The sequence below is a fragment of the Pseudomonas frederiksbergensis genome (assembly GCF_017114915.1).
In the GTDB taxonomy this organism is placed as follows: Bacteria; Pseudomonadota; Gammaproteobacteria; order Pseudomonadales; family Pseudomonadaceae; genus Aquipseudomonas; species Aquipseudomonas frederiksbergensis_I.
Genome location: NZ_JAAUOE010000009.1, coordinates 132,844 through 152,722 on the forward strand (window position 1 = coordinate 132,844; position 19,879 = coordinate 152,722).

General features: G+C 59.2%; 19 protein-coding genes and 2 pseudogenes. 13 read left to right on the plus strand and 8 right to left on the minus strand.

Annotated elements, in window-relative coordinates; translation table 11 throughout:
* The first annotated feature begins 193 nt into the window (after positions 1–193).
* The gene (gene ku, locus HCU66_RS09590) at positions 194–1,054 is read left to right on the plus strand and encodes a non-homologous end joining protein Ku (protein ID WP_205888247.1); all 861 of its coding nucleotides are present in this window, start codon (positions 194–196) and stop codon (positions 1,052–1,054) included.
* Between the two features lie 146 nt (positions 1,055–1,200).
* On the opposite strand, the gene lpxO is transcribed toward ku, so the two are convergent.
* The gene (lpxO, locus tag HCU66_RS09595) at positions 1,201–2,100 is read right to left on the minus strand and encodes a lipid A hydroxylase LpxO (protein WP_205888248.1); all 900 of its coding nucleotides are present in this window, start codon (positions 2,098–2,100) and stop codon (positions 1,201–1,203) included.
* A gap of 226 nt (positions 2,101–2,326) precedes the next feature.
* Between lpxO and HCU66_RS09600 the strand changes: the two genes are divergently transcribed.
* Together HCU66_RS09600 and HCU66_RS09605 are read left to right on the plus strand one after the other, a co-directional pair.
* Positions 2,327–3,004 carry an SOS response-associated peptidase family protein gene (locus HCU66_RS09600; RefSeq protein WP_205888249.1) on the plus strand — a complete coding sequence of 226 codons (678 nt, stop codon included), beginning with the start codon at positions 2,327–2,329 and terminating at the stop codon, positions 3,002–3,004.
* 256 nt (positions 3,005–3,260) lie between these two features.
* The gene (locus tag HCU66_RS09605; RefSeq protein ID WP_205888250.1) at positions 3,261–3,467 is read left to right on the plus strand and encodes a hypothetical protein; all 207 of its coding nucleotides are present in this window, start codon (positions 3,261–3,263) and stop codon (positions 3,465–3,467) included.
* Positions 3,468–3,793: 326 nt separating this feature from the next.
* On the opposite strand, the gene HCU66_RS09610 is transcribed toward HCU66_RS09605, so the two are convergent.
* Positions 3,794–5,653, minus strand: coding sequence for an ABC transporter ATP-binding protein (locus HCU66_RS09610; protein ID WP_205888251.1), 1,860 nt, complete (start codon positions 5,651–5,653; stop codon positions 3,794–3,796).
* Between the two features lie 150 nt (positions 5,654–5,803).
* On the opposite strand from HCU66_RS09610, the pseudogene HCU66_RS27080 reads away from it, so the two are divergent.
* A pseudogene (locus HCU66_RS27080) lies at positions 5,804–6,028 on the plus strand (creatininase family protein); the annotation flags it as partial.
* Between the two features lie 43 nt (positions 6,029–6,071).
* Here HCU66_RS27080 and HCU66_RS09620 read toward each other — a convergent pair.
* Entirely contained in the window at positions 6,072–7,145 is a 1,074-nt protein-coding gene (locus HCU66_RS09620) for an alpha/beta fold hydrolase (RefSeq protein WP_205888252.1), read from the minus strand.
* Between the two features lie 62 nt (positions 7,146–7,207).
* Entirely contained in the window at positions 7,208–8,065 is an 858-nt protein-coding gene (locus HCU66_RS09625; RefSeq protein WP_205888253.1) for an epoxide hydrolase family protein, read from the minus strand.
* 714 nt (positions 8,066–8,779) lie between these two features.
* Between HCU66_RS09625 and HCU66_RS09630 the strand changes: the two are divergent.
* Together HCU66_RS09630 and HCU66_RS09635 are read left to right on the plus strand one after the other, a co-directional pair.
* A pseudogene (locus HCU66_RS09630) lies at positions 8,780–9,019 on the plus strand (site-specific integrase); the annotation flags it as partial.
* 20 nt (positions 9,020–9,039) lie between these two features.
* Positions 9,040–10,629: an ABC-F family ATPase gene (locus tag HCU66_RS09635; protein WP_205888254.1), complete on the plus strand. Its 1,590-nt coding sequence runs from the start codon at positions 9,040–9,042 to the stop codon at positions 10,627–10,629.
* A 117-nt stretch (positions 10,630–10,746) separates the two neighbouring features.
* Here the strand turns inward: HCU66_RS09635 and HCU66_RS09640 are convergent, their stop codons facing one another.
* Both HCU66_RS09640 and HCU66_RS09645 read right to left on the minus strand, forming a co-directional pair.
* Positions 10,747–11,784: an alpha/beta hydrolase family protein gene (locus HCU66_RS09640; protein ID WP_205888255.1), complete on the minus strand. Its 1,038-nt coding sequence runs from the start codon at positions 11,782–11,784 to the stop codon at positions 10,747–10,749.
* A 153-nt stretch (positions 11,785–11,937) separates the two neighbouring features.
* Positions 11,938–12,549 (minus strand): FMN-dependent NADH-azoreductase, encoded by a 612-nt coding sequence (locus HCU66_RS09645; protein ID WP_205888256.1) that lies wholly within the window; start codon positions 12,547–12,549, stop codon positions 11,938–11,940.
* 129 nt (positions 12,550–12,678) lie between these two features.
* Between HCU66_RS09645 and HCU66_RS09650 the strand changes: the two genes are divergently transcribed.
* Positions 12,679–13,587, plus strand: coding sequence for a LysR substrate-binding domain-containing protein (locus HCU66_RS09650; protein ID WP_205888257.1), 909 nt, complete (start codon positions 12,679–12,681; stop codon positions 13,585–13,587).
* Positions 13,584–13,943 (plus strand): MmcQ/YjbR family DNA-binding protein, encoded by a 360-nt coding sequence (locus HCU66_RS09655; RefSeq protein ID WP_205888258.1) that lies wholly within the window; start codon positions 13,584–13,586, stop codon positions 13,941–13,943. The genes HCU66_RS09650 and HCU66_RS09655 overlap by 4 nt, the downstream gene beginning before the upstream one ends.
* Position 13,944: 1 nt before the next feature.
* Here HCU66_RS09655 and HCU66_RS09660 read toward each other — a convergent pair whose 3' ends face one another.
* Together HCU66_RS09660 and HCU66_RS09665 are read right to left on the minus strand one after the other, a co-directional pair.
* Positions 13,945–14,361 (minus strand): DUF1294 domain-containing protein, encoded by a 417-nt coding sequence (locus HCU66_RS09660; RefSeq protein WP_205888259.1) that lies wholly within the window; start codon positions 14,359–14,361, stop codon positions 13,945–13,947.
* On the minus strand, positions 14,358–15,188 hold the full coding sequence (locus tag HCU66_RS09665; RefSeq protein WP_205888260.1) for an undecaprenyl-diphosphate phosphatase: 831 nt from the start codon (positions 15,186–15,188) through the stop codon (positions 14,358–14,360). The genes HCU66_RS09660 and HCU66_RS09665 overlap by 4 nt, the downstream gene beginning before the upstream one ends.
* A gap of 295 nt (positions 15,189–15,483) precedes the next feature.
* On the opposite strand from HCU66_RS09665, the gene HCU66_RS09670 reads away from it, so the two are divergent.
* From HCU66_RS09670 to HCU66_RS09690, 5 genes are all read left to right on the plus strand, one after another.
* Positions 15,484–17,118 (plus strand): methyl-accepting chemotaxis protein, encoded by a 1,635-nt coding sequence (locus tag HCU66_RS09670; protein WP_205888261.1) that lies wholly within the window; start codon positions 15,484–15,486, stop codon positions 17,116–17,118.
* Between the two features lie 225 nt (positions 17,119–17,343).
* A complete protein-coding gene (gene pnuC, locus HCU66_RS09675) occupies positions 17,344–17,907 on the plus strand; it encodes a nicotinamide riboside transporter PnuC (RefSeq protein ID WP_205888262.1) in 564 nt (187 codons plus the stop codon).
* Entirely contained in the window at positions 17,904–18,428 is a 525-nt protein-coding gene (locus tag HCU66_RS09680; protein WP_205888263.1) for an AAA family ATPase, read from the plus strand. The genes pnuC and HCU66_RS09680 overlap by 4 nt, the downstream gene beginning before the upstream one ends.
* A 426-nt stretch (positions 18,429–18,854) precedes the next feature.
* A complete protein-coding gene (locus HCU66_RS09685) occupies positions 18,855–19,292 on the plus strand; it encodes a hypothetical protein (RefSeq protein WP_205888264.1) in 438 nt (145 codons plus the stop codon).
* Between the two features lies 1 nt (position 19,293).
* Positions 19,294–19,866 (plus strand): adhesin, encoded by a 573-nt coding sequence (locus tag HCU66_RS09690; RefSeq protein ID WP_205888265.1) that lies wholly within the window; start codon positions 19,294–19,296, stop codon positions 19,864–19,866.
* Positions 19,867–19,879: the final 13 nt, after the last annotated feature.

The following is a 19,879-nucleotide window of genomic DNA, read 5'->3' on the forward strand; positions in this document are numbered from 1 at the left end:
GCGACGCTTCATGGATGAATAGAGCCACGCTACGCCCGGGGGTCGGATTTGTTAACCAAAACCTCTTTCAGAAGATGTAACACGACTTGACTGCACCGCCGATCCGCCTGCAGAACCGGGACCGCGGCCGACTGAAACTTTTGCCCTTGGCCACAGGTCACCTGAACATCAATCGACTGACGAGAACACGGCCATGACACGGGCAATCTGGAAAGGCGCAATCAGCTTCGGTCTGGTGCATATCCCCGTGGTGCTGGTCTCGGCAACGTCTTCGCGCGGGATCGATTTCAACTGGCTCGACAGCCGCAGCATGGACCCGGTGGGCTACAAGCGCGTCAACAAGGTCACCGGCAAGGAAATCACCCAGGAGCACATCGTCAAAGGAGTCGAATACGAAAAGGGGCGTTACGTGGTGCTCAGCGAAGAAGAGATTCGCTCGGCCCACCCACTGTCGACTCAAACCATCGACATTTTTGCCTTTGTCGACAGTCAGCAGATCCCCCTGCAAAACATCGACACACCCTATTACCTGGCGCCGGACAAACGCGGCGGCAAGGTCTATGCGCTGTTGCGCGAAACCCTCAGTAAAACCGACAAGGTCGCCCTTGCCCGCGTGGTTTTGCATACCCGCCAGCACTTGGCAGCCCTCATGCCGCTGGAGTCAGCCATGGTTCTGGTGTTGCTGCGCTGGCCCGCCGAAGTGCGCAGCCTGGATCAACTGGAGCTGGGCAGTGAAGTGACCAAACCGGATCTGGCCAAAGGCGAACTGGAGATGGCCAAACGGCTGGTGGAGGACATGAGCGCCGACTGGACGCCTGAGGAGTACCGCGACAGCTTCGAAGACAAGATCATGGCGCTGGTTGAGCAGAAGGCGAATGAAGGCAAGATCGAAATCGTCGAAACCGCTACCGGCGAAGAGGAACGCAAGACGGCGGATGTCATCGACCTGACCGAACTGCTCAAACGCAGCCTCGGTGCCAGGAACGCGGGTAAAACCACTGCAAAAGCCAAAACCACCGCAGACAAAAAAACCACAAAGCATTCTCGTGGCTGACCGGTCACTGGAGTGCCCGTAGTTATGCGTTGAAAATACCGGCCTCTTCGCGGGCAAGCCCGCTCACACCTCTGCTCTGTGTTGTTCACAGGAGCTATGTAGGAGTGGGCTTACCCGCGAAGGCGTCATGCGCCACAACGCAAAACTCAGATAAAAACAAAAATCGCCAACAACCCACCCAAAATCGCCCACTTCTCCAGGTAGTAGAGGGTACGGTTACGCTTCTTGAGTGCTTTGCCGCGCAGGCGAATCTTGTAGATTCTGGCGAACAAACGGTTGATACCACCAGTCTTGTCACCGGCATCATTCGGTGCCCCGGCCGCCGCCATCACCGTACGGCTGAACCAGCGGTTGAACGCCGCTGCCCAGCGATACTTCATCGGCCGCTCGACGTCGCAGAACAGGATGATGCGGTTCTGCCCGGTCGTGTTTTCGGCGTAATGAATGAAGGTTTCATCGAACATCACCGCTTCGCCGTCGCGCCAGTGATAGTTCTGGCCGTCGACGTTGATGTAGCAACCGGCATCGTTCGGCGTTTCCAGCCCCAGGTGATAACGGTACGAACCGGCATACGGATCGCGGTGCCGGACCAGTTTGGAACCCGGTGGCAACTCGGCGAACATCGCCGCCTTGATCGAACCAATGCTTTGCACCAGTTCAGTGGTACGCGGGCAGAGCTTGGCGGCCGACGGGTGACTGTCGCCGTACCACTTGAGGTAGAAACGCTTCCAGCCACTTTTGAAAAACGAATTGAACCCGACGTCGTCGTACTGATTCGAGCGCTTGATCTCACCGGCCTTGAGCAGGTTCTGGCCTTCGGCGCGAATTTCTTCCCAATGAGCCTGCAAAGGGCTCAAGTCAGGAAAGTCCGCCGAATCGAGGTAAGGCCGGTTGGGGATTTTAGAGAACAGATAAAGGAAGCAATTGATCGGCGCCAGAAACGTCGAATGGTCGCTCAATTGGCGACCGAGTTTGTGGCGCACTTTGCCGCGCAAGTGAACATAGGCGATGGAGAAGACATAAATAGCGGCAATGATAAGTTTCACGGAAATCGTCACACGTCAGAAGTGAAGATACTGCGTCCCGATGGCGCGTTCTTGAGCCATGCCAACCTTCGGCACTGATGCGAAAGATGGCATTTTAGCCACACTTTGTAACCAATGGTTAAGCTTCAACTGTAAAAGTGTGTCCACTCATACCTGATCGGTTTCATCCTCATGGATCGCCCTGAAACGATTGTCTAAGCTCAAGGTTAAGCTTGAGGGCTCAGCCATGTGCGGACGACTTTCACAGTATCGAGGTATTCACGACTTCGTCGCGGCGCTGAGCATGCCCAACGCCCTGGTCAACAATGCCGGTGATCAACCCTTCGAGCTCTACAACGCCGCGCCGACGACTCCGCTCGCCCTCTTCCACCAGGAAGGCGACGTGCTGCACGCCGACAGGGTGCGCTGGGGCTGGCGACCGCATTGGTCCCAGGAACACCCCATGCCGATCAATGCCAGGGTCGAGAAAGTCTCCCACGGCCCTTTCTTCAAGACGATATGGCCGCATCGGGCAATTGTTGCCATCGACAACTGGTTTGAATGGGTTTACGAGGGCGGTCCGAAGAAACAGCCTTACCTTATCCGTCGCAAGGATCGCGCGCCGATTCTGTGCGCAGCGATTGGTCAGTATCCAAGGTACGAACATGAGCCGGACGAACATGACGGCTTCGTGATCATCACCGCCGACAGCAAGGGCGGCATGGTGGATATTCACGATCGGCAGCCAGTGACGCTATGCCCCGAGCTGGCCCGGGAATGGCTGGATCCGGCCACGCCGAAAGAGCGCGCCGAACAGATGATGCTGCAGCAGGGCGAGCCGACCGAGGCATTCGAATGGTTCAAGGTTGATCAAGCCGTGGGCAATGTGCACAACGATGGCCCCGAACTGATCGAGCCCGTCTGAAAAGCGACTTGTTCCGCTTCCTGGCTATCGTGCTGGTAGTTTTGTCATAAACAATCAACAACATGCACCAAGATAACGGCGTGACACCATTCGTCGCCTATCAACAAGAGGCACGCAATACGTGACCATGACTGGCTTACGGTTTGCAGATGCCGGTCGTAGCAACCGCAGAGCGACGTAATTCTGACGCGGCGGCAATCCAATTAACGCTTAAGGACTCCAGCAATATGCTTGGTCAGTCACCGGGAGATGTAACGTGTCAACTCTCAACGAAATCGCAGCGAACCACGCGAGAATGGCTAAGGCAAAGGAACAAGCGTCGACCGGGTTGAGTGAACGACACCTTCAAATAGTGGGAAGTTTCGAAATCCCGGCCATTGATGAACAACAGCACATTCCACTGCACCTGATCACTGGCGTACAGGACAACCACCTCGGGCAGGCAACGGGCTATTTACTCTGAGTCTCGACGGGTCAGCCGCCGGTTTGTCGCACGGCGGCTCCGTGGGAGCTGCCGAAGGCTGCGATCTTTTGAAAAGGTGCCCACCCTGACCAACTGCTGGCCATTCAGTAATCCATCTGAAACACACCTGGCCGGGCAAGCGGTGCTGACTTTACCCAGAGCTTCGCCCGGTGTCCCGAACACAACGCTGAACAAAAATAACATTGGAACGCAATCAAGGAGCCCCCAACGTTTCTCTGCCCCTCAGGGCGGGCCAACCCCTTGGCAATTCGAGTGGCAATGGTCGTGCCCTTCCCCTTTCGCTCCCTGCTGCGCCTCCTTCACGCTCACGCCTGATCCATAGCCTCGACCACTCCCTGATCCTCACCCAGAAACCCGCCGCTTTGATGCTGCCACAGCCGCGCATAGACGCCGTTGTTTCCGAGCAATTCGGTGTGGGTGCCCTGTTCGATGATGCGTCCGTCGTCCATGACGATGAGCCGGTCCATGGCCGCAATGGTGGACAGCCGATGGGCGATGGCGATCACGGTCTTGCCCTGCATCATTTCATCGAGGCTTTCCTGTATGGCCGCTTCGACTTCCGAGTCCAGCGCGCTGGTGGCCTCGTCAAGAAGCAGGATCGGGGCGTTCTTGAGCATCACCCGGGCAATTGCGACGCGTTGGCGCTGGCCGCCCGACAGCTTGATGCCGCGCTCCCCAACAAGGGTGTCGTAACCGGTATGGCCTTGCCGGTCGCTCAGTCGACTGATGAACTCATCGGCCTGGGCATTGGCCGCGGCGCTGCGGATTTGCGCGTCGGTCGCATCGGGGCGACCGTAGGCGATGTTGTCGCGAATGGAACGGTGCAGCAGGGAGGTATCCTGCGTAACCATGCCGATGGCACCGCGCAGGCTGTCTTGCGTCACGTGTGCGATGTTTTGGCCGTCGATGCGAATCTCCCCGCTGTCGACGTCATAGAAGCGCAGCAGCAAGTTGATCAGCGTGGATTTGCCGGCGCCAGAGCGCCCTACCAGGCCGATTTTTTCGCCCGGACGAATGTTCAGGCTCAGGCCATCGAGCACCTGGCGTTCGCCACTGTAGTTGAAGCTCACCTTATCGAAGGTGACCGCGCCGCCGGAGGTCACCAGCACGCCCGCGTTCGGCGCATCCTGCACCTTGGGGCCGCGGGTCAGGGTCGCCATGCCATCCTGCACGGTGCCGATGCTCTCGAACAGCGAGGTCATTTGCCACATGATCCAGTGCGACATGCCATTGATACGCAACGCCATGGCGGTGATTGCCGCCACGGCGCCTGCGCCGACCTCACCCTGGTGCCAGAGCCACAGGGCATAACCCCCTGCTGCCATGATCAACGCCACCACCAACGCCTGGTTGACAATCTCGAACTGGCTGACCAGGCGCATCTGGCGAAAGCCGGTTTGCTTGAAATCCTCCATCGCCGCACGCGCGAAGTGCGCTTCACGATTGGAGTGGGAGAACAGCTTCACCGTCGTGATGTTGGTGTAGGCGTCTGAGATACGCCCGGTCATCATCGACCGCGCATTGGCCTGTTCCTGGCCGACTTTCCCCAGGCGGGGCACGAAGTACCACATGGCCAGCCCGAACAACACGACCCAGGCAACGAAAGGCAGCATCAGTTTCAGAGCGAAGCCGCCGGCCAATGCGATGATCGCGATGAAATACACCCCGATCCCGGGTGCGATCTCGATAAGGGTGAATAGCATGTCGCGCACCGCTAGCGCCGTCTGCATCACCTTGGTCGTGACCCGGCCGGAAAACTCATCGGAAAAAAACGAAAGGCTTTGCCGTAGCATCAGGCGGTGGAAATCCCAGCGCAACCGCAACGGCAAGTTAATCGCTAATATCTGATGCTGCACCATGGTGCGCAGCGCCACCAGCCCGACACTGGTCACCATGACGATGCCCATACCCCACAACACGCGACTTTCCTGCGCAGCCGCTTCACCGCCTGCCTGCCAGGTCGAGAGCAGGTCCACGACCTGCCCGAGGAAGGAAAACAGCCAGGCTTCGTAAATCGACACACCGGCACTGAGCAGCGCAAACGCAAGGATGTAACCGCGGGCGCCCCGCGTACAAGCCCACAGGAAGCGAGCCAGACCGTCGGGTGGCGGTGGTACCTCGTCAGGAGGAAAGGGGTCGAGCCTTCGTTCAAACGCACGAAGCATGGTGTTCTCCAAAACGATCAAGTTGAGGAGATTCTGCCATTGAACGGTTGCTTTGAGGGTTTTGCGAAGTGGAGGTATGGCGCTGCTAGCAGGTTGCTCCAAGGCTTGGTTTGCCGGGTGCGGGGCACTCATACGTTGTCGGAGACTCGCGATTGGACGCGCTCGTTGGTCGCCCACGGCTTTGAGAAGATTTTTTTCCTCAACGGCCACGGCGGTAACATCGCCTCAATTGAGGCCGCATTCTCGGAGCTCCACGCCGAGACAAGTTTCTCTCGGCGCCCGGCAGGATTTGCGTTGAAGTTGTGCAACTGGTGGGATCTTGAGGGCGTTGGCGCGCTGGCAAACAGACAATTCCCAACGGGCCACGGTATTCACGGCCAGATACTTGCGTTTCATCGGTGCTCTCCCCTTCAGGCCATCAGAGATGATCGGCGTCGATCACCGCCTGAGCGAAGGCTTGCGGGGCCTCTTGCGGCAGGTTGTGGCCGATACCGCCATTGATCAAGCGATACTCATATTTGCCGGTGAAGCGCTTGGCATAGGCTTCGGCAGGTGGATGCGGCGCACCGTTGGCATCGCCCTCAAGGGTGATGGTTGGCACGCTGATGGACGGGAACGCCGCCAGCTTCTTCTCAAGCCCGTCGTATCTGGATTCGCCCTTGATCAGGCCCAGGCGCCAGCGATAGTTGAAGATGGATACGGCGACGTGATCGGGATTTTGCAAAGCGGCGGCGCTTCGGTCATAGGTCGCGTCGTCGAAATTCCACTTCGGCGAGGCCAGTTTCCAGATCAGCTTGGCGAAGTCGTGGGTGTTTTTTTCGTAGCCCAGACGGCCACGCTCTGTCGCAAAGTAGAACTGATACCACCACTGCAACTCGGCGGCAGGCGGCAGCGGTGTCTTGCCTGCCTCCTGGCTGCCGATCAGGTAGCCACTTACCGCAACCAGCGCCTTCACTCGCTCCGGCCATAGGGCCGCGACGATGTCGGCTGTGCGCGCGCCCCAGTCATAACCGCCGAGCACGGCCTGCTTGATTTTCAGTGCGTCCATGAAGTCGATCAGATCGCTTGCAAGCGCAGCGGGCTGGCCGTTGCGCACAGTCTTGGCCGAAAGGAAACGCGTATCGCCATAACCGCGCGCATACGGAATCAGCACTCGATAGCCCTTCTGCGCCAGCGCCGGCGCCACGTCGGTGTAACTGTGAATATCGTACGGCCAGCCGTGCAGCAGAATGACCACCGGCCCATCGGCAGGGCCGACTTCGGCATAGGAGACATCCAGCAGACCGGCCTTGACATGCCTCAACGGGCCGAACGAAGTGTTACTTCCCGGTGTAATGGTGCCGATGGTGCTGGCAGGCACATCAGCGGCGCTCGCCGGCGACGAGGCAACACTCAGAGCGCCCAGCTGCATCAATGCGATCGCCAGAACAGAGGGCGCGAGCAAACGCCGATGCCGCGGTGTGGATGTGTGGTTCAACAGGGTCGTGTCCATGGTGAGTCTCCCTTGCGAACGGCTGGTTAGCAGTTCCGAGTGTCGGAATCGATTGGAAAGGTTTACCGGGTGGCCTGAGCGCCCGCGTTTTTTGCGGCCGTACGCAACGGCCGGAATGCCTCGCGCAATTCTTCACTGAACAATTGAGGCTGTTCCCAGGCGGCGAAGTGGCCGCCCTTGTTGACTTCGCTGAAGTAGGACAACGATGGATAGGCACCCAACTCTGGCGGTACGGTCGCCGGCATGTTCAGATGAATGCCTAGTAAACCGGGAGGTGCCAGGCGACCCAATGCGTCCGAGATCACCGAACCATGATCGCCGCCCTGGGATACGTAATGGCTATAGCCCAAGCGCTTCATCAGCACATCCCAAGCTTTCGCCACCCGGTCAGGCCCCCAGCCCAATTCGGTGGGTTTGCCGGAAAAACCATGGCCGGGAATCGACGCAATCACGACGTCGAAAGAGTCTTCTGCACGCCCGCCGTAAGCGGTCGGATCGGTCAGCGGGCCGATGGTTTTAAGGAATTCGAATTGTGAACCAGGCCAGCCGTGGGTGAGTATCAGCGGCATGGCGTTGGGATTGCGCGAGCGCACATGGATGAACTGGATGTCGACGCCATCGATAGTGGTGATAAATTCTGGCAAAGCGTTGAGCTTCGCCTCTGCCTTGCGCCAGTCGTAACCGTTGCCCCAGTACTTCACCAACTCCTGCGCCTGCGCCCGTTGCACACCTTGGGAAACATCGTTGACGGTTTCCTTATCAGGCCAGCGGGTGTCTGCGATGCGTTTGCGCAGGTCGGTCAGGCGCGCTTCATCAACGTGAATACGGTATGGGCGAATGGCCTCCGATTTAGCTGATGCAACGCTGGCGGATGAAGCCAGGCAACGGTGCCAGGCCGAAACGGACGAAACCGCAAGCATGATAAATCTCCTTTTTTGTAAGTGGCCTATAGGCGCAGCGATCGTTGCCGACGCTGATCACCGGCCGTAGCGCACACTTGGCCACGGTCAGTTGCGACTATTGGGCTCACGCAGGCTTGATCAAACCACCGTGCTGCCGCCGGGACGATGACACGATGGTGTCGGTCGATACTTAGGTATGACTTGCGGAAAAATGCCGCAGTGACGGTGGCCTGCTCTGGTGAAGCGATGCCCAGGTTCTACCCGTTCATGACGATATCTCCGGACGTTGAGTGATCCTGTGAGGCAGCCTGTGCTGTCTCGACGGAGCTCATTTGACGTCGGTCAGGTATCCCGGATATGTCACCAACGGCCCATCAATGAAACAGTCCGTATCAGCGTGCGGCCTGGATACACAGAGATACACTTGGTGTCAGAAAGGTCAGCGGGCATCCGCCTTTCTTGCCGGTCGCCAGCTATTGGTCACGTGCTGGACGGTGATTGCGCAGTGTCGGGATTAAGTAGCTGGCGTCTGAATTGCCTGGGGGGCTGGCCATGCATCGGGAGAAATACAGCCGTGGAATCCACTGTTCCTGGAATGGAGCGTCAAGTGGTTTCCCACCTACAGCCAGAAGGATGGTAACTCGCCGTGGCAGTTTAATCGGGCAATCACCAACCAGATCGGCGTCTCTGCCAGTGCCTGTTGTTCGTTTGTCATTCCCTGCCCCTTAAGGACCAGCCCTGAAAGCACTGGCGATGTCTTATCGGCCACCGTACAACTGCCGTCATACTTATGCGACAATATGCTTAATGTCCAACATGAACCCCGCCTTCATCGCTCAGCAACTTGGCCACAGCGTCCAAATGTTGCTGACGACGTATGCGCGTTGGCTCAACTCAAGCTCAGACTGGGCGGAGCTGGAAAAGCTCCAGATTGGTATCAAATCGGTATCAGGCAAAAACGACCAGCTCTAACCCATTGATAGGTAAGGTAATTGATTTCCACAGCTAACATCACGATGCAGTTCGGCGCCAAGCCGCTATTCGAAAACGTTTCGGTCAAGTTCGGTGCGGGCAACCGCTACGGCCTGATCGGCGCCAACGGTTGCGGCAAGTCGACTTTCATGAAAATCCTCGGTGGCGACCTCGAGCCGTCCGGTGGCCAGGTCATGCTCGAGCCGAATGTGCGTCTGGGTAAATTGCGCCAGGACCAGTTCGCCTACGAAGAATTCACCGTGATCGACACCGTGATCATGGGCCACGAAGAGCTGTGGAAGGTCAAGGCCGAGCGCGACCGCATCTACTCGCTGCCGGAAATGACCGAAGAAGACGGCATGGCCGTGGCCGAGCTGGAAACCGAATTCGCCGAGATGGACGGCTACACCGCCGAATCCCGTGCCGGCGAGCTGTTGCTGGGCCTGGGTATCGGCATCGAGCAGCACTTCGGCCCGATGAGTGAAGTGTCGCCGGGCTGGAAACTGCGCGTGTTGCTGGCGCAGGCGCTGTTCTCCGATCCGGAAGTGCTGTTGCTCGACGAACCGACCAACCACTTGGACATCAACACCATCCGCTGGCTGGAAAACGTACTGACCCAGCGCTCCAGCCTGATGATCATCATTTCCCACGACCGTCACTTCCTCAACAGCGTGTGCACCCACATGGCTGACCTGGACTACGGCGAGCTGCGTCTGTTCCCGGGCAACTACGACGAGTACATGACCGCGGCGACCCAGTCCCGCGAGCAACTGCTGTCGGACAACGCCAAGAAGAAAGCGCAGATCTCGGAACTGCAATCGTTCGTCAGCCGTTTCTCGGCCAACGCCTCGAAAGCCAAGCAGGCGACTTCCCGCGCCAAACAGATCGACAAGATCCAGTTGGCCGAAGTCAAACCTTCGAGCCGTGTCAGCCCGTTCATTCGCTTCGAGCAGACCAAAAAACTGCACCGTCAGGCGGTTACCGTTGAGCGCATGGCCAAAGGCTTCGACGGCAAGACCCTGTTCAAGGACTTCAGCTTCACCGTTGAAGCCGGCGAGCGCGTGGCGATCATCGGCCCGAACGGCATCGGCAAGACCACCCTGCTGCGCACCCTGGTCAACGAACTGACGCCGGACGCCGGCAGCGTGAAATGGACCGACGCCGCGGAACTGGGCTACTACGCCCAGGACCACGCTCACGACTTCGAAGACGATTGCAACCTGTTCGACTGGATGGGCCAGTGGACCCAGGGCGGCGAACAACTGGTTCGCGGCACCCTCGGCCGCATGCTGTTCTCCAACGACGAAATCCTCAAGTCGGTCAAGGTCATCTCCGGTGGTGAGCAAGGGCGCATGCTGTTCGGCAAGCTGATCCTGCAAAAGCCGAACGTGCTGGTGATGGACGAACCGACCAACCACTTGGACATGGAATCCATCGAAGCGCTGAACCTGGCGCTGGAGAACTACCCGGGCACGCTGATCTTCGTCAGCCACGACCGTGAGTTCGTATCGTCCCTGGCCACCCGCATCATCGAGTTGAGCGCCGATGGCGTGATCGACTTCAGCGGCACCTATGATGACTACCTGCGTAGTCAGGGTGTGTTGATGTAAAACAGCTACACGCTACACGTGAAAAGCCCTGTCCTGGTGACAGGGCTTTTTGCATTTCAGATTGATCGTTCCCACGCGTGGGAACGATCATCCATTGCATCATTGGTCAGTATTGATTTATTGATCCGCGGTTTGCATGCCGGCGCGGGTGGGTTTGCCCAGTGCATGGGAGAAGAAACGTCCGGCTTCGGAGATCAGGTTGCGGTGAATGTCCTTGCGGTCGACGCCGTCGGCATCGGTGCATAGCGCCGGCATGGTGGCGATCTGTTCTTCGTTGCACGGCGCCAGGAACACGAAGTGCCCTGCCCCGGCCAGTAATTTGAAGTCCGGGGCGGTTGGCAGTTTGCGCGCCAGGGCTGCGGCGTTTTTGTCGAACGCCACCAGTTTGTCGCCATCGCCGCTGTAGAGAAGCACCGGCACATGCACGTCGGCCAGGGTATGACGACCGAACTTCAGACTCAGCGGCGCCATCAGCAATAAGGCATGCACCCGCGGGTCTGCTACAGGTTGCAAGTCATCGCGGTCGACGATCAGTTCGCCTTGTGTGTTGCAGGCATCGTGGTCGTCCGGGCGCTCCTGGCAATAACGGCGCAGACGGTCCAGGTCCGGGGTGGCCCCGGACAGGATCAACGCGGTTTCGCCGCCCGCCGAATAGCCGATCACTCCAACTTGCTGGGCATTGACGAACGGCGCGAGCATGCGGTCGCCCAAGGTCGCGGTTATGGCTTCGGAAATCTGGATCGGCCGCCCGTAAAGGTTGCTCAAGGTGCCGAGACGGCTGTGGTCTTTGGAGTTGTCGCCGGGATGGATCACCGCCACCACCACAAACCCTTTGCGCGCCAGCGAGGTGGCCAGATCGTGCAAGGCCAGCGGGGTTCCGGTGTTGCCATGGGACAGCATCAGCATCGGGAAACGGCCGATGGCGACTTTGGTGTCTTCACCGGCTTCGACGGTGTAACCCTCAAGCGTGCTGGAATGTTCCCTCTCACTGGACGGGTAAAAGGCGATGGCGCGCATCGGCTGCAAGTCCAGCGGATCGAGGAACGTCATCTCATGGAAACCGACGCTCCAGCGAGGATACGGCGCAGGCGCGGCGTGCACTGAATTCAGGCTGCCGAACAGGCAAATCAGCAGCATTGCACAAAGACGCACCATGGGATGCCCCACCTTGTTACCTGAGCGCAGAGGTTAACCCTCGACAGCATAATCCGGGCCAGAAACCAAAAACTCCGTACCTGGCCATCACGATGACCAGAATACAGAGTTTCAGGGGTATTGCCTGCGCTGTTTGACGTCTTTACGCAAGCCTTACGCGGCGGCGAACAATTGCTCGCTGATCTGCGCCTGAGCGTCGCTCATGGCTTTGGTGCGCACTTCATCACCGTAGGCCAGGCCATGGGCGCGGACGAACTCGATGTCGGTGATGCCGAGGAAACCGAACAGCACCTTCAAATAGTCTTCGTGAGCAGTGCCGGTCGGTTGGCCTGCGTGCAAACCGCCAGCCGTCGAAACGATCACCACTTTCTTGCCGCCGCACAGGCCTTCAGGGCCGGCTTCGGTGTAGCGGAAAGTCTGGCCGGCCACGGCGATGCGGTCGATCCAGGCCTTGAGTTGGGTCGGAATGGTGAAGTTGTACATCGGCGCAGCAATCACGACGGCATCGGCGGCGAGGAATTCGGCCAGGGCCTGGGCGCTCAAATCGGCTTCATGCTGTTGCGCGGCGTTGCGCAGTTCAGCGGCGGTGCCGGCGGCAACCAGGGTGTTGGCGGAAAAATGGCTGATGGCATCAGCGGCCAGGTCGCGGTAAGTCACCACAACGCCGGGCTCGGCGGCTTGCCAGGCCTTGACGACTTCGCCGCTCAACTGACGGGAAGCCGAGTTGTCACCCAGAATGCTCGAATCGATATGCAGTAATTTCATGTGGGATCTCCAAGGTGAGGATCGCCACCCGGCGATCTGATGGAAACAATCCTACCGACGAAACCAATAGCTGATTAGTCGGCAACAATGCGATAGTTCGTCCCACTGATAGAACAGTCGAGTGAAATCATGCAAGACCTCAACGATCTCTACTACTTCGCCAAGGTGGTCGACGCCGGCGGCTTCGCGGCGGCCGGGCGTTTACTGGGGATTCCCAAGTCACGGTTGTCGCGACGCATCGCCGAACTGGAAGAGCGCCTGGGCGCGCGCCTGCTGCAACGCACCACCCGCCAACTCAACCTGACCGCCGTCGGCGAGCGTTACCTGCGCCATTGTCAGGCGATGCTGCTGGAGGCCGAGATGGCCGACGAAGCGGTGGCCAGCATGTCCAGCGAGCCCCGGGGACGGCTGCGGGTGTCCTGCCCCGTCGGGTTGGCCCACCAAATGCTGCCGGGGGTGATCAGTGACTTTCTGGGGAAATTCCCGCAGGTTCAACTGGAGATGATGCTGCTCAACCGTCGGGTAGATCTGGTGACCGAGGGCGTTGATGTCGCCTTGAGAGTGCGGGATCTGGGTGATGAGGATCCCTTGCTGGTCATCCGCCGTTTACGTCAGGCGCAGACCGTCATGGTCGCCAGTCCGGCGTTTCTTCGTGAGCGGCAGATCAAGACCCCGGACGACTTGAAAAACGTGCCGATACTGGGTGCCCTGGAAGCCGATCGCCTGGTGCATCTGCGCATGCTCGACCAGTATGGCAAGGTCTGTGACATGACGTTCGAGGCCCGATTGGGGATCGATGACTTTATCGTGCGCAAGGCTTGTACCCTGTCCGGGCTGGGTTTTACCGTGCTGCCGATGATGTATTGCGAGCAGGAACTGGAAGACGGCTCACTGGTGCAGTTGCTGCCCGACTGGTCGTTGCCGGGCGGCTGGCTGCAAGCGGTCTACCCTCATCGACGCGGGGTGATGCCGGCGGTGCGCGCCTGGATCGACCATTTGATCGAATCATTCAATGTGTGTGGGGACCGACTGTTATGAAGGCAAGGCCAATGAGCGAAGAGGACGTCGCGCAATTCTGCCTGGCGTTGCCCGGCGCGCGGGAGGACTACAAGTGGGGTGGCGTGCGGGTGTTCTCGATTGCCGGGAACAAGATGTTCGCCTTGCAAAACCTGCGGGGCCAGTCCCTGGCCTTCAAGGTCGACAAGGACCTGTTCCTGGGCCATTGCGACCGACCGGGCATTCACCCGGCGCCGTATCTGGCCCGGGCGCAGTGGATCATCATGGACACGCCCTACCCGCTGGGCACCGAAGAGCTGCAAGGCTTGCTGCAACGCTCCCATCAACTGGTGGTGAGTAAGTTGCCCAAGCGCACGCAAGTCGGCTTGCTGCTTTGAATTAAAACAACGCGAACAGATGAGCGCCCAGAAACAGCTGGTCGATCCAGAACACCTGATGCATCAACACGATGAGCCAGAACACCAGTTGAAACGAAACCTTGCGGGTCTTGTGCCGAAACACTTGCTGGGCCAGCAAGGCCCCCGGCCAACCGCCCGCCAGTTCCACCGCGTGCAAGACGTTCTCCGGCGTGCGCCAGCTGTCGGCGCGGGCCTTGTGCTTGTCGCTCCAGTACAGGAAAAACGCCAGCACGCTGACGATGCCGTAGGCCGCCAGGGGAATCAGGGACACCCCGCGCAGCCACAGCGACACCGAGCCAAACAACGGCACTGCGCACAGCGCCGCGAACACCATCAGTTTGAGCCTGGGGTTCTGAATCGCGCGCCCAGGGTTGTTGCGTGCGGCGCAATTGTTCATGACTTGACCGCGGTCCAGTCGACCCAGCCGAACTGCCAGGTGGCCAGGATCACCAGACCGAACGCAATGCGATACCAGGCGAATGTCGCGTAGCTGTGGCTGGCAATGAACAGGAGCAAGCCGCGAACGGCGATCATCGCAAAGATAAACGCGGTGATGAAGCCAATGGCGAACACCGGGAAATCAGCCGGTACAAACAGATCGCGGTATTTGTAGCCCGAGTACACCGCTGCACCGACCATGGTCGGCATCGCGAGGAAGAACGAAAACTCGGTGGCCGTCTTGCGCGACAAGCCGAACAGCAAGCCGCCAATGATGGTGGAGCCGGAACGCGAGGTTCCGGGGATCATCGCCAGGCACTGGGCGAAACCGACTTTCAGGGCATCTTTCCAGGTGATGTCGTCGACGCTTTCAGCATGCACTTCATGCTGACGGCGTTCGGCCCATAACATGACGACCCCGCCCACGACCAATGCGGTGGCCACGGTAATCGGGTTGAACAGATACTCGTGAATCAGATCCGCGAAGATCACCCCCAACACCACCGCCGGCAGGAAAGCGATCAGCAGGTTCGCAGTGAAACGTCGAGCGCTAGGCTGCGTCGGCAAGCCGATGACCACGTCGAAGATCTTGCGGCGAAACTGCCAGACCACCGCCAGGATCGCACCGAGCTGAATGATGATATTGAAGGCCATGGCCCGCTCGCCCCCAAAGTTGAGCAAGTCCGCCACGATGATCTGGTGCCCGGTACTGGAAATGGGCAAGAACTCCGTCAGCCCTTCTACAACGCCTAAAATCAATGCCTGAAAGGCTGTCCAAAAATCCATCAATCCCCCAAGAAGCCATGCCCCCAAGGCATGCCCCGTTAATAATTGGTAGAGCGTTAACCGCGATCAGCGTCCGCTGAATCCCCGCGCGCACAAGATCCACACAAAACCGTAAAAATTCCGTGAAAAATTGACTTGGACTCAGGTTTTTCCGTGCGGGGCCGAAATCCTATCAGACACGCCCCATTTGCGCTGCCGCGTAATACGACCTGAGTCGGATAGGCCCGGTCGGCAACGTGTGGTTGGATGCTGGCGATCGTTTATGACAAGAACAAGAAACCGGAGTAACCGCCTTATGAACAGCTTGCGCAGTGTGTCGATCAGCCGACGCTTGTGGCTTATCTTGATCGTGGCCGTGGTGATGCTGTTGACGTTGGGCGTGATGATGCTCAAGCAGATCCACGACGACCTCTATCAGGCCAAGGTCCAGAAGACCCAGCACGTGGTGCAGACCGCCAGTGGCATCCTGGCCTACTACCACAGCCTGGAAACCGCCGGCACCCTCCCCCGCGCCGCCGCGCAACAGCAGGCACTGACCGCCGTGCGCGGTTTGCGCTACGACCAGAATGACTACTTCTGGATCAACGACCTGACCCCCGTCATGGTCATGCACCCGACCAATCCGAAACTGGAAGGCCAGAACCTCTCGACGATCCGCGACCCGGACGGTTTCGCGCTGTTCAACGAAATGGTCGCCATCGCCAAGGCCAAGGGCGCCGGCATGGTCGACTACCGCTGGCCGAAACCGGGCGCCAGTGCACCGGTGGAGAAAACCTCCTACGTCAAACTGTTCGAGCCCTGGGGCTGGGTCATCGGTTCGGGCGTGTACATCGATGACATGCAGGCCGAGTTTTATGCGCAGGTCTGGAAGGCCTCTTTCGTGGGGCTGGTGATTGCCCTGATCATGGCGCTGCTGGTGATCATGATTGCCCGCAGCATCGTGCGCCCGCTGCAGGAAACCGTGAACGCCATGGCCAACATCGCCAGCGGTGAAAGCGACCTGACCCGCAGCCTCGATACCCACGGCCAGGACGAAGTCACGCAACTGGCCCGGCACTTCAATGCCTTTACCGCGAAACTGCGCCTGGTCATCAGTCAGTTGCAAGTGTCTGCCGGCGCGCTGGGCCAGTCTTCCAGTGAACTGGGCAACGATGCCGCGCAAGCCCAGCAACGCAGCCAACAGCAGTCCCAACAGATGGAACTGGTGGCGACCGCGATCAACGAAGTGACCTACGGCGTGCAGGACGTCGCGAAAAACGCCGAGCACGCGGCCAGCGAAATGCGCGATGCCGAGTCTCAGGCGCAACAGGGGCAGATCAATATCGATGGCAGCCTGCAGCAGATCGACAAGCTGTCTTCGACCATCGATCAAGCCGTCGACGTGATTCGTACGCTGGCTGACGAAAGCACGCAAATCGGCAGTGTCCTGGAGGTGATTCGCTCCATCGCCGAGCAAACCAACCTGCTGGCTCTCAACGCTGCCATCGAGGCCGCCCGGGCCGGCGAGCAAGGTCGAGGGTTTGCGGTGGTCGCCGATGAAGTACGCCTGCTGGCCCAGCGCACCCAGAAGTCGACGGCAGAAATCCAGTCGATGATCGAACGCCTGCAAAGCCATTCCGAAGCGGCGGTCAAGGTGATTGGCGACAGCAGCCGTGCCTCGCAATTGACCATCGAACAGGCCGGCCTGGCCGGGGCCAGCCTGAATGCCATCGGCCAGGCCTTGCGTAATCTCAACGGGTTGAATGCCTCGATAGCCAGCGCGACGTTGCAGCAGGCGCATGTGGTCGAAGACATCAATCAGAACGTCACCCAGGCCGCCGGGTTGTCCCACAGCACGGCATTGGCGGCCGAACAGTCGAGCGTGGCCAGCGTTCACCTCAAGGAATTGAGCGAGCAGTTGAACGGACTGCTCAAGCAGTTTCGGGTCTAATCACTTGTAGCAGCTGGCGCAGCCTGCGTTCGGCTGCGCAGCAGTCGTAAAATCAGGCGACGCGGTGTTCCAGACAGACCGCGTGCGCAGAATTTACGACGGCTTCGCCGCCGAACGCAGCCTCGCGGGCTCGGCAGCTGCTACACCGGACCGCGCAAGCCGGTTCTACTTGGCAGCGCCTGCCGCTACAATCCGCCACCTCTTCGTCTTCCCCAAGGAACCTCCATGTCCGGGCTTGAACTGTTTGCCGCCGCCCTCGGCGTGATTGCCGTCTGGTTGACGGTCAGACAGAACCCCTGGTGCTGGCCGATCGGCCTGGTCATGGTGCTGCTGTATAGCTGGATCTTTTTCGAGGTAAAGCTGTATTCGGACATGTTGCTGCAAGTGATCTACGCCGCGTTGCAGCTCTACGGCTGGTGGCAGTGGACCCATGCGGGGCTGACTCATGGCGGGCGGCAGGTCAGCCTGCTCGATGGCCAATCCACCGCGCTCGGCCTGGCCGTCGGCGCGCTCGGCAGTCTGCTGCTGGGGGCTGCGATGGCGAATTGGACCGATGCCGCTCAGCCCTGGCTCGATGCGGCGTTGACCGGTTTCAGCCTGGTCGCACAGTTATGGATGGCGCAAAAACGTCTGCAATGCTGGCCGCTGTGGATCGCGCTGGATGTGATCTTCGTCGGCCTGTTCATCTACAAAGCGCTGTACCTGACCGCCGGCCTCTATGGGGTATTCGCCCTGCTGGCTGTGCAAGGCTGGCGAACGTGGCGCGCCGACCCGGCGTTGCGCACATGAAAGTGCTGGTGCTCACAGGCCCCGAATCCAGCGGCAAGAGCTGGCTGGCCGCCGAACTGCAGCAGCAATTGGGTGGTGTTCTGGTGGGCGAATACGTGCGCTGGTTCATTGAGCAGGAGGCGCGCGACACCCGCCTGGCCGATATTCCCGAGATCGCCCGCGGTCAACTCCAATGGGAAGACGACGCCCGCGCCCTTCAGCCTCCGTTGCTGATTCTCGACACGCACTTGCTGAGCAACATGCTCTGGAGCCAGACCCTGTTTGGCGATTGTCCGGCCTGGCTCGAACAGGCGTTGCTGACTCGGCACTATGACTTGCACTTGCTGCTGTCCCCTGAACTCGTCGACTGGACCGATGACGGTCAGCGCTGTCAGCCGGAACTGGATGAACGCCGGGGCTTTTTCAATGCGACCCGAGCGTGGCTGGAGCAGCATCGGCAGCCATTTCAAGTGATTCAAGGCAACTGGGCAGAACGCAGGGATCAGGCATTGCAGGCCGTCACGCTGCTACTCGGGTGCTGATGACATCCCCTGTAGGAGCGGGCTTGCCCGCGAAGACGGCGGCACAGTCAACATTGATTTTGCTTGATACACCGCTTTCGCGGGCAAGCCCGCTCCTACAGTTGCGGTATTTTTGCAAATGCGTCCGTTTCTGAAACATACCTCTGCTCTCCAACGACCTGTTTCAGCGTCGTTCATCGTTCTGTCATGCCATATGTTAAAGCACTGACACACCACAGCACGAAGCATGGATCCAGAGCATTGCGCCCCCTTTCTCCCGTTGCAGCCCCAGGCGCTTGTCTCAGCCCTGAAACAGCGAACCATCGATCCGCTTTCCTTGATCGATAACTCTTTGAATAGAAACAATTATCTAAAAGCGGCACAGCTTTCGCTCTCTCCTTCTCAACGCTGACCAGGACCAGCCCACACAAAGAAGGAATTGCCACCGTGGGGAAATTCGATAACAGCATCTACAGCCTCCTGCTGATTGGATGCACACTGGGTTCAAGTGTCTGCCTGCCGGTACAGGCTGACAACGGCATCATCATTATCAAACGTGATGTCCAACCACGCATCGCAACCCGTGCGCCGGTGGCTCCCGACCCCAGCCCCACGATCGCCAATGCCAACCCGTCCAAACAAGTCCTCAAACAAACGAACGAGTTGAGCGACGGCGACTTTGCCGGCGTCGCCACTGGTGCAGGCATCTCCGGCATAGTCACTCAAAACACCAACAACCTGGGCGGCAATATCACCCACCAGACCCAGCTTTCCAACCTCCCTGCTGGACGGTCGGGAAACTCGGGCAACGGTATTGCCAACATGGTCAATTCAAACATCCAGCAAGGCCTGGGTGCTCTGAAAGTCGTAACGGGAGACCGTTAAGATGAATCGTACGCTGCTGATGATCGCCATGGTTTGCAGTGCATCGACCTTTGCCCAATCTCCCGTCATCGATAACGCCGACATCGACGGTTCGGGCATGCAGCATCAAGGCAACCTCTCGGTCAACCAGGCTGCGGGCGATCAGCAGCAACAGGCCAACGCCCGGGCCATTGCCATTGGCAACAACGCCAGTGCTACCACACAGATTCGCCAACGGCTGCGTACGCAGGTCGACCCCAGGATCGATGCTCGATCCAGCATTCAAGGCGACTCCTTCAGCCACGGCAGCGGCGTGCTGGGCGTCAACCAGAGCGCGGGCGCCAGCAACCAGCAAGCCAATGCCCTGCGGATCAGCATCGGTACACAGCCGCAAAGTATCGACGACAGCGTCCTCATGCAGCAGAACGTGACGCTGATCACCAACTCCGATCCAACTGACTCTGCACCAGGCTATCGCCAGATCGCTACCAGCGATCAGGCCTTCACCGGTAGCCGTGGGGTGATCCAGTTGAATCAGAGCGCCGGGGTGGGAAACCGAACGGCCAACACCCTGAGCGTACGGGTCACGGACTGACCCAAACAGGTAC

Bases quoted from the DNA above. Each gene is read 5' to 3' on its own strand.
- HCU66_RS09670 (WP_205888261.1), top strand. From the start codon at position 15,484: ATGAACAGCTTGCGCAGTGTGTCGATCAGCCGACGCTTGTGGCTTATC.
- HCU66_RS09610 (WP_205888251.1), bottom strand. From the start codon at position 5,653: ATGCTTCGTGCGTTTGAACGAAGGCTCGACCCCTTTCCTCCTGACGAG.
- HCU66_RS09620 (WP_205888252.1), bottom strand. From the start codon at position 7,145: ATGGACACGACCCTGTTGAACCACACATCCACACCGCGGCATCGGCGT.
- HCU66_RS09655 (WP_205888258.1), top strand. From the start codon at position 13,584: ATGAAGGCAAGGCCAATGAGCGAAGAGGACGTCGCGCAATTCTGCCTG.
- HCU66_RS09680 (WP_205888263.1), top strand. From the start codon at position 17,904: ATGAAAGTGCTGGTGCTCACAGGCCCCGAATCCAGCGGCAAGAGCTGG.
- HCU66_RS09640 (WP_205888255.1), bottom strand. From the start codon at position 11,784: ATGGTGCGTCTTTGTGCAATGCTGCTGATTTGCCTGTTCGGCAGCCTG.
- HCU66_RS09600 (WP_205888249.1), top strand. From the start codon at position 2,327: ATGTGCGGACGACTTTCACAGTATCGAGGTATTCACGACTTCGTCGCG.
- ku (WP_205888247.1), top strand. From the start codon at position 194: ATGACACGGGCAATCTGGAAAGGCGCAATCAGCTTCGGTCTGGTGCAT.
- HCU66_RS09645 (WP_205888256.1), bottom strand. From the start codon at position 12,549: ATGAAATTACTGCATATCGATTCGAGCATTCTGGGTGACAACTCGGCT.
- HCU66_RS09625 (WP_205888253.1), bottom strand. From the start codon at position 8,065: ATGCTTGCGGTTTCGTCCGTTTCGGCCTGGCACCGTTGCCTGGCTTCA.
- HCU66_RS09650 (WP_205888257.1), top strand. From the start codon at position 12,679: ATGCAAGACCTCAACGATCTCTACTACTTCGCCAAGGTGGTCGACGCC.
- HCU66_RS09665 (WP_205888260.1), bottom strand. From the start codon at position 15,188: ATGGATTTTTGGACAGCCTTTCAGGCATTGATTTTAGGCGTTGTAGAA.
- HCU66_RS09690 (WP_205888265.1), top strand. From the start codon at position 19,294: ATGAATCGTACGCTGCTGATGATCGCCATGGTTTGCAGTGCATCGACC.
- HCU66_RS09660 (WP_205888259.1), bottom strand. From the start codon at position 14,361: ATGAACAATTGCGCCGCACGCAACAACCCTGGGCGCGCGATTCAGAAC.
- pnuC (WP_205888262.1), top strand. From the start codon at position 17,344: ATGTCCGGGCTTGAACTGTTTGCCGCCGCCCTCGGCGTGATTGCCGTC.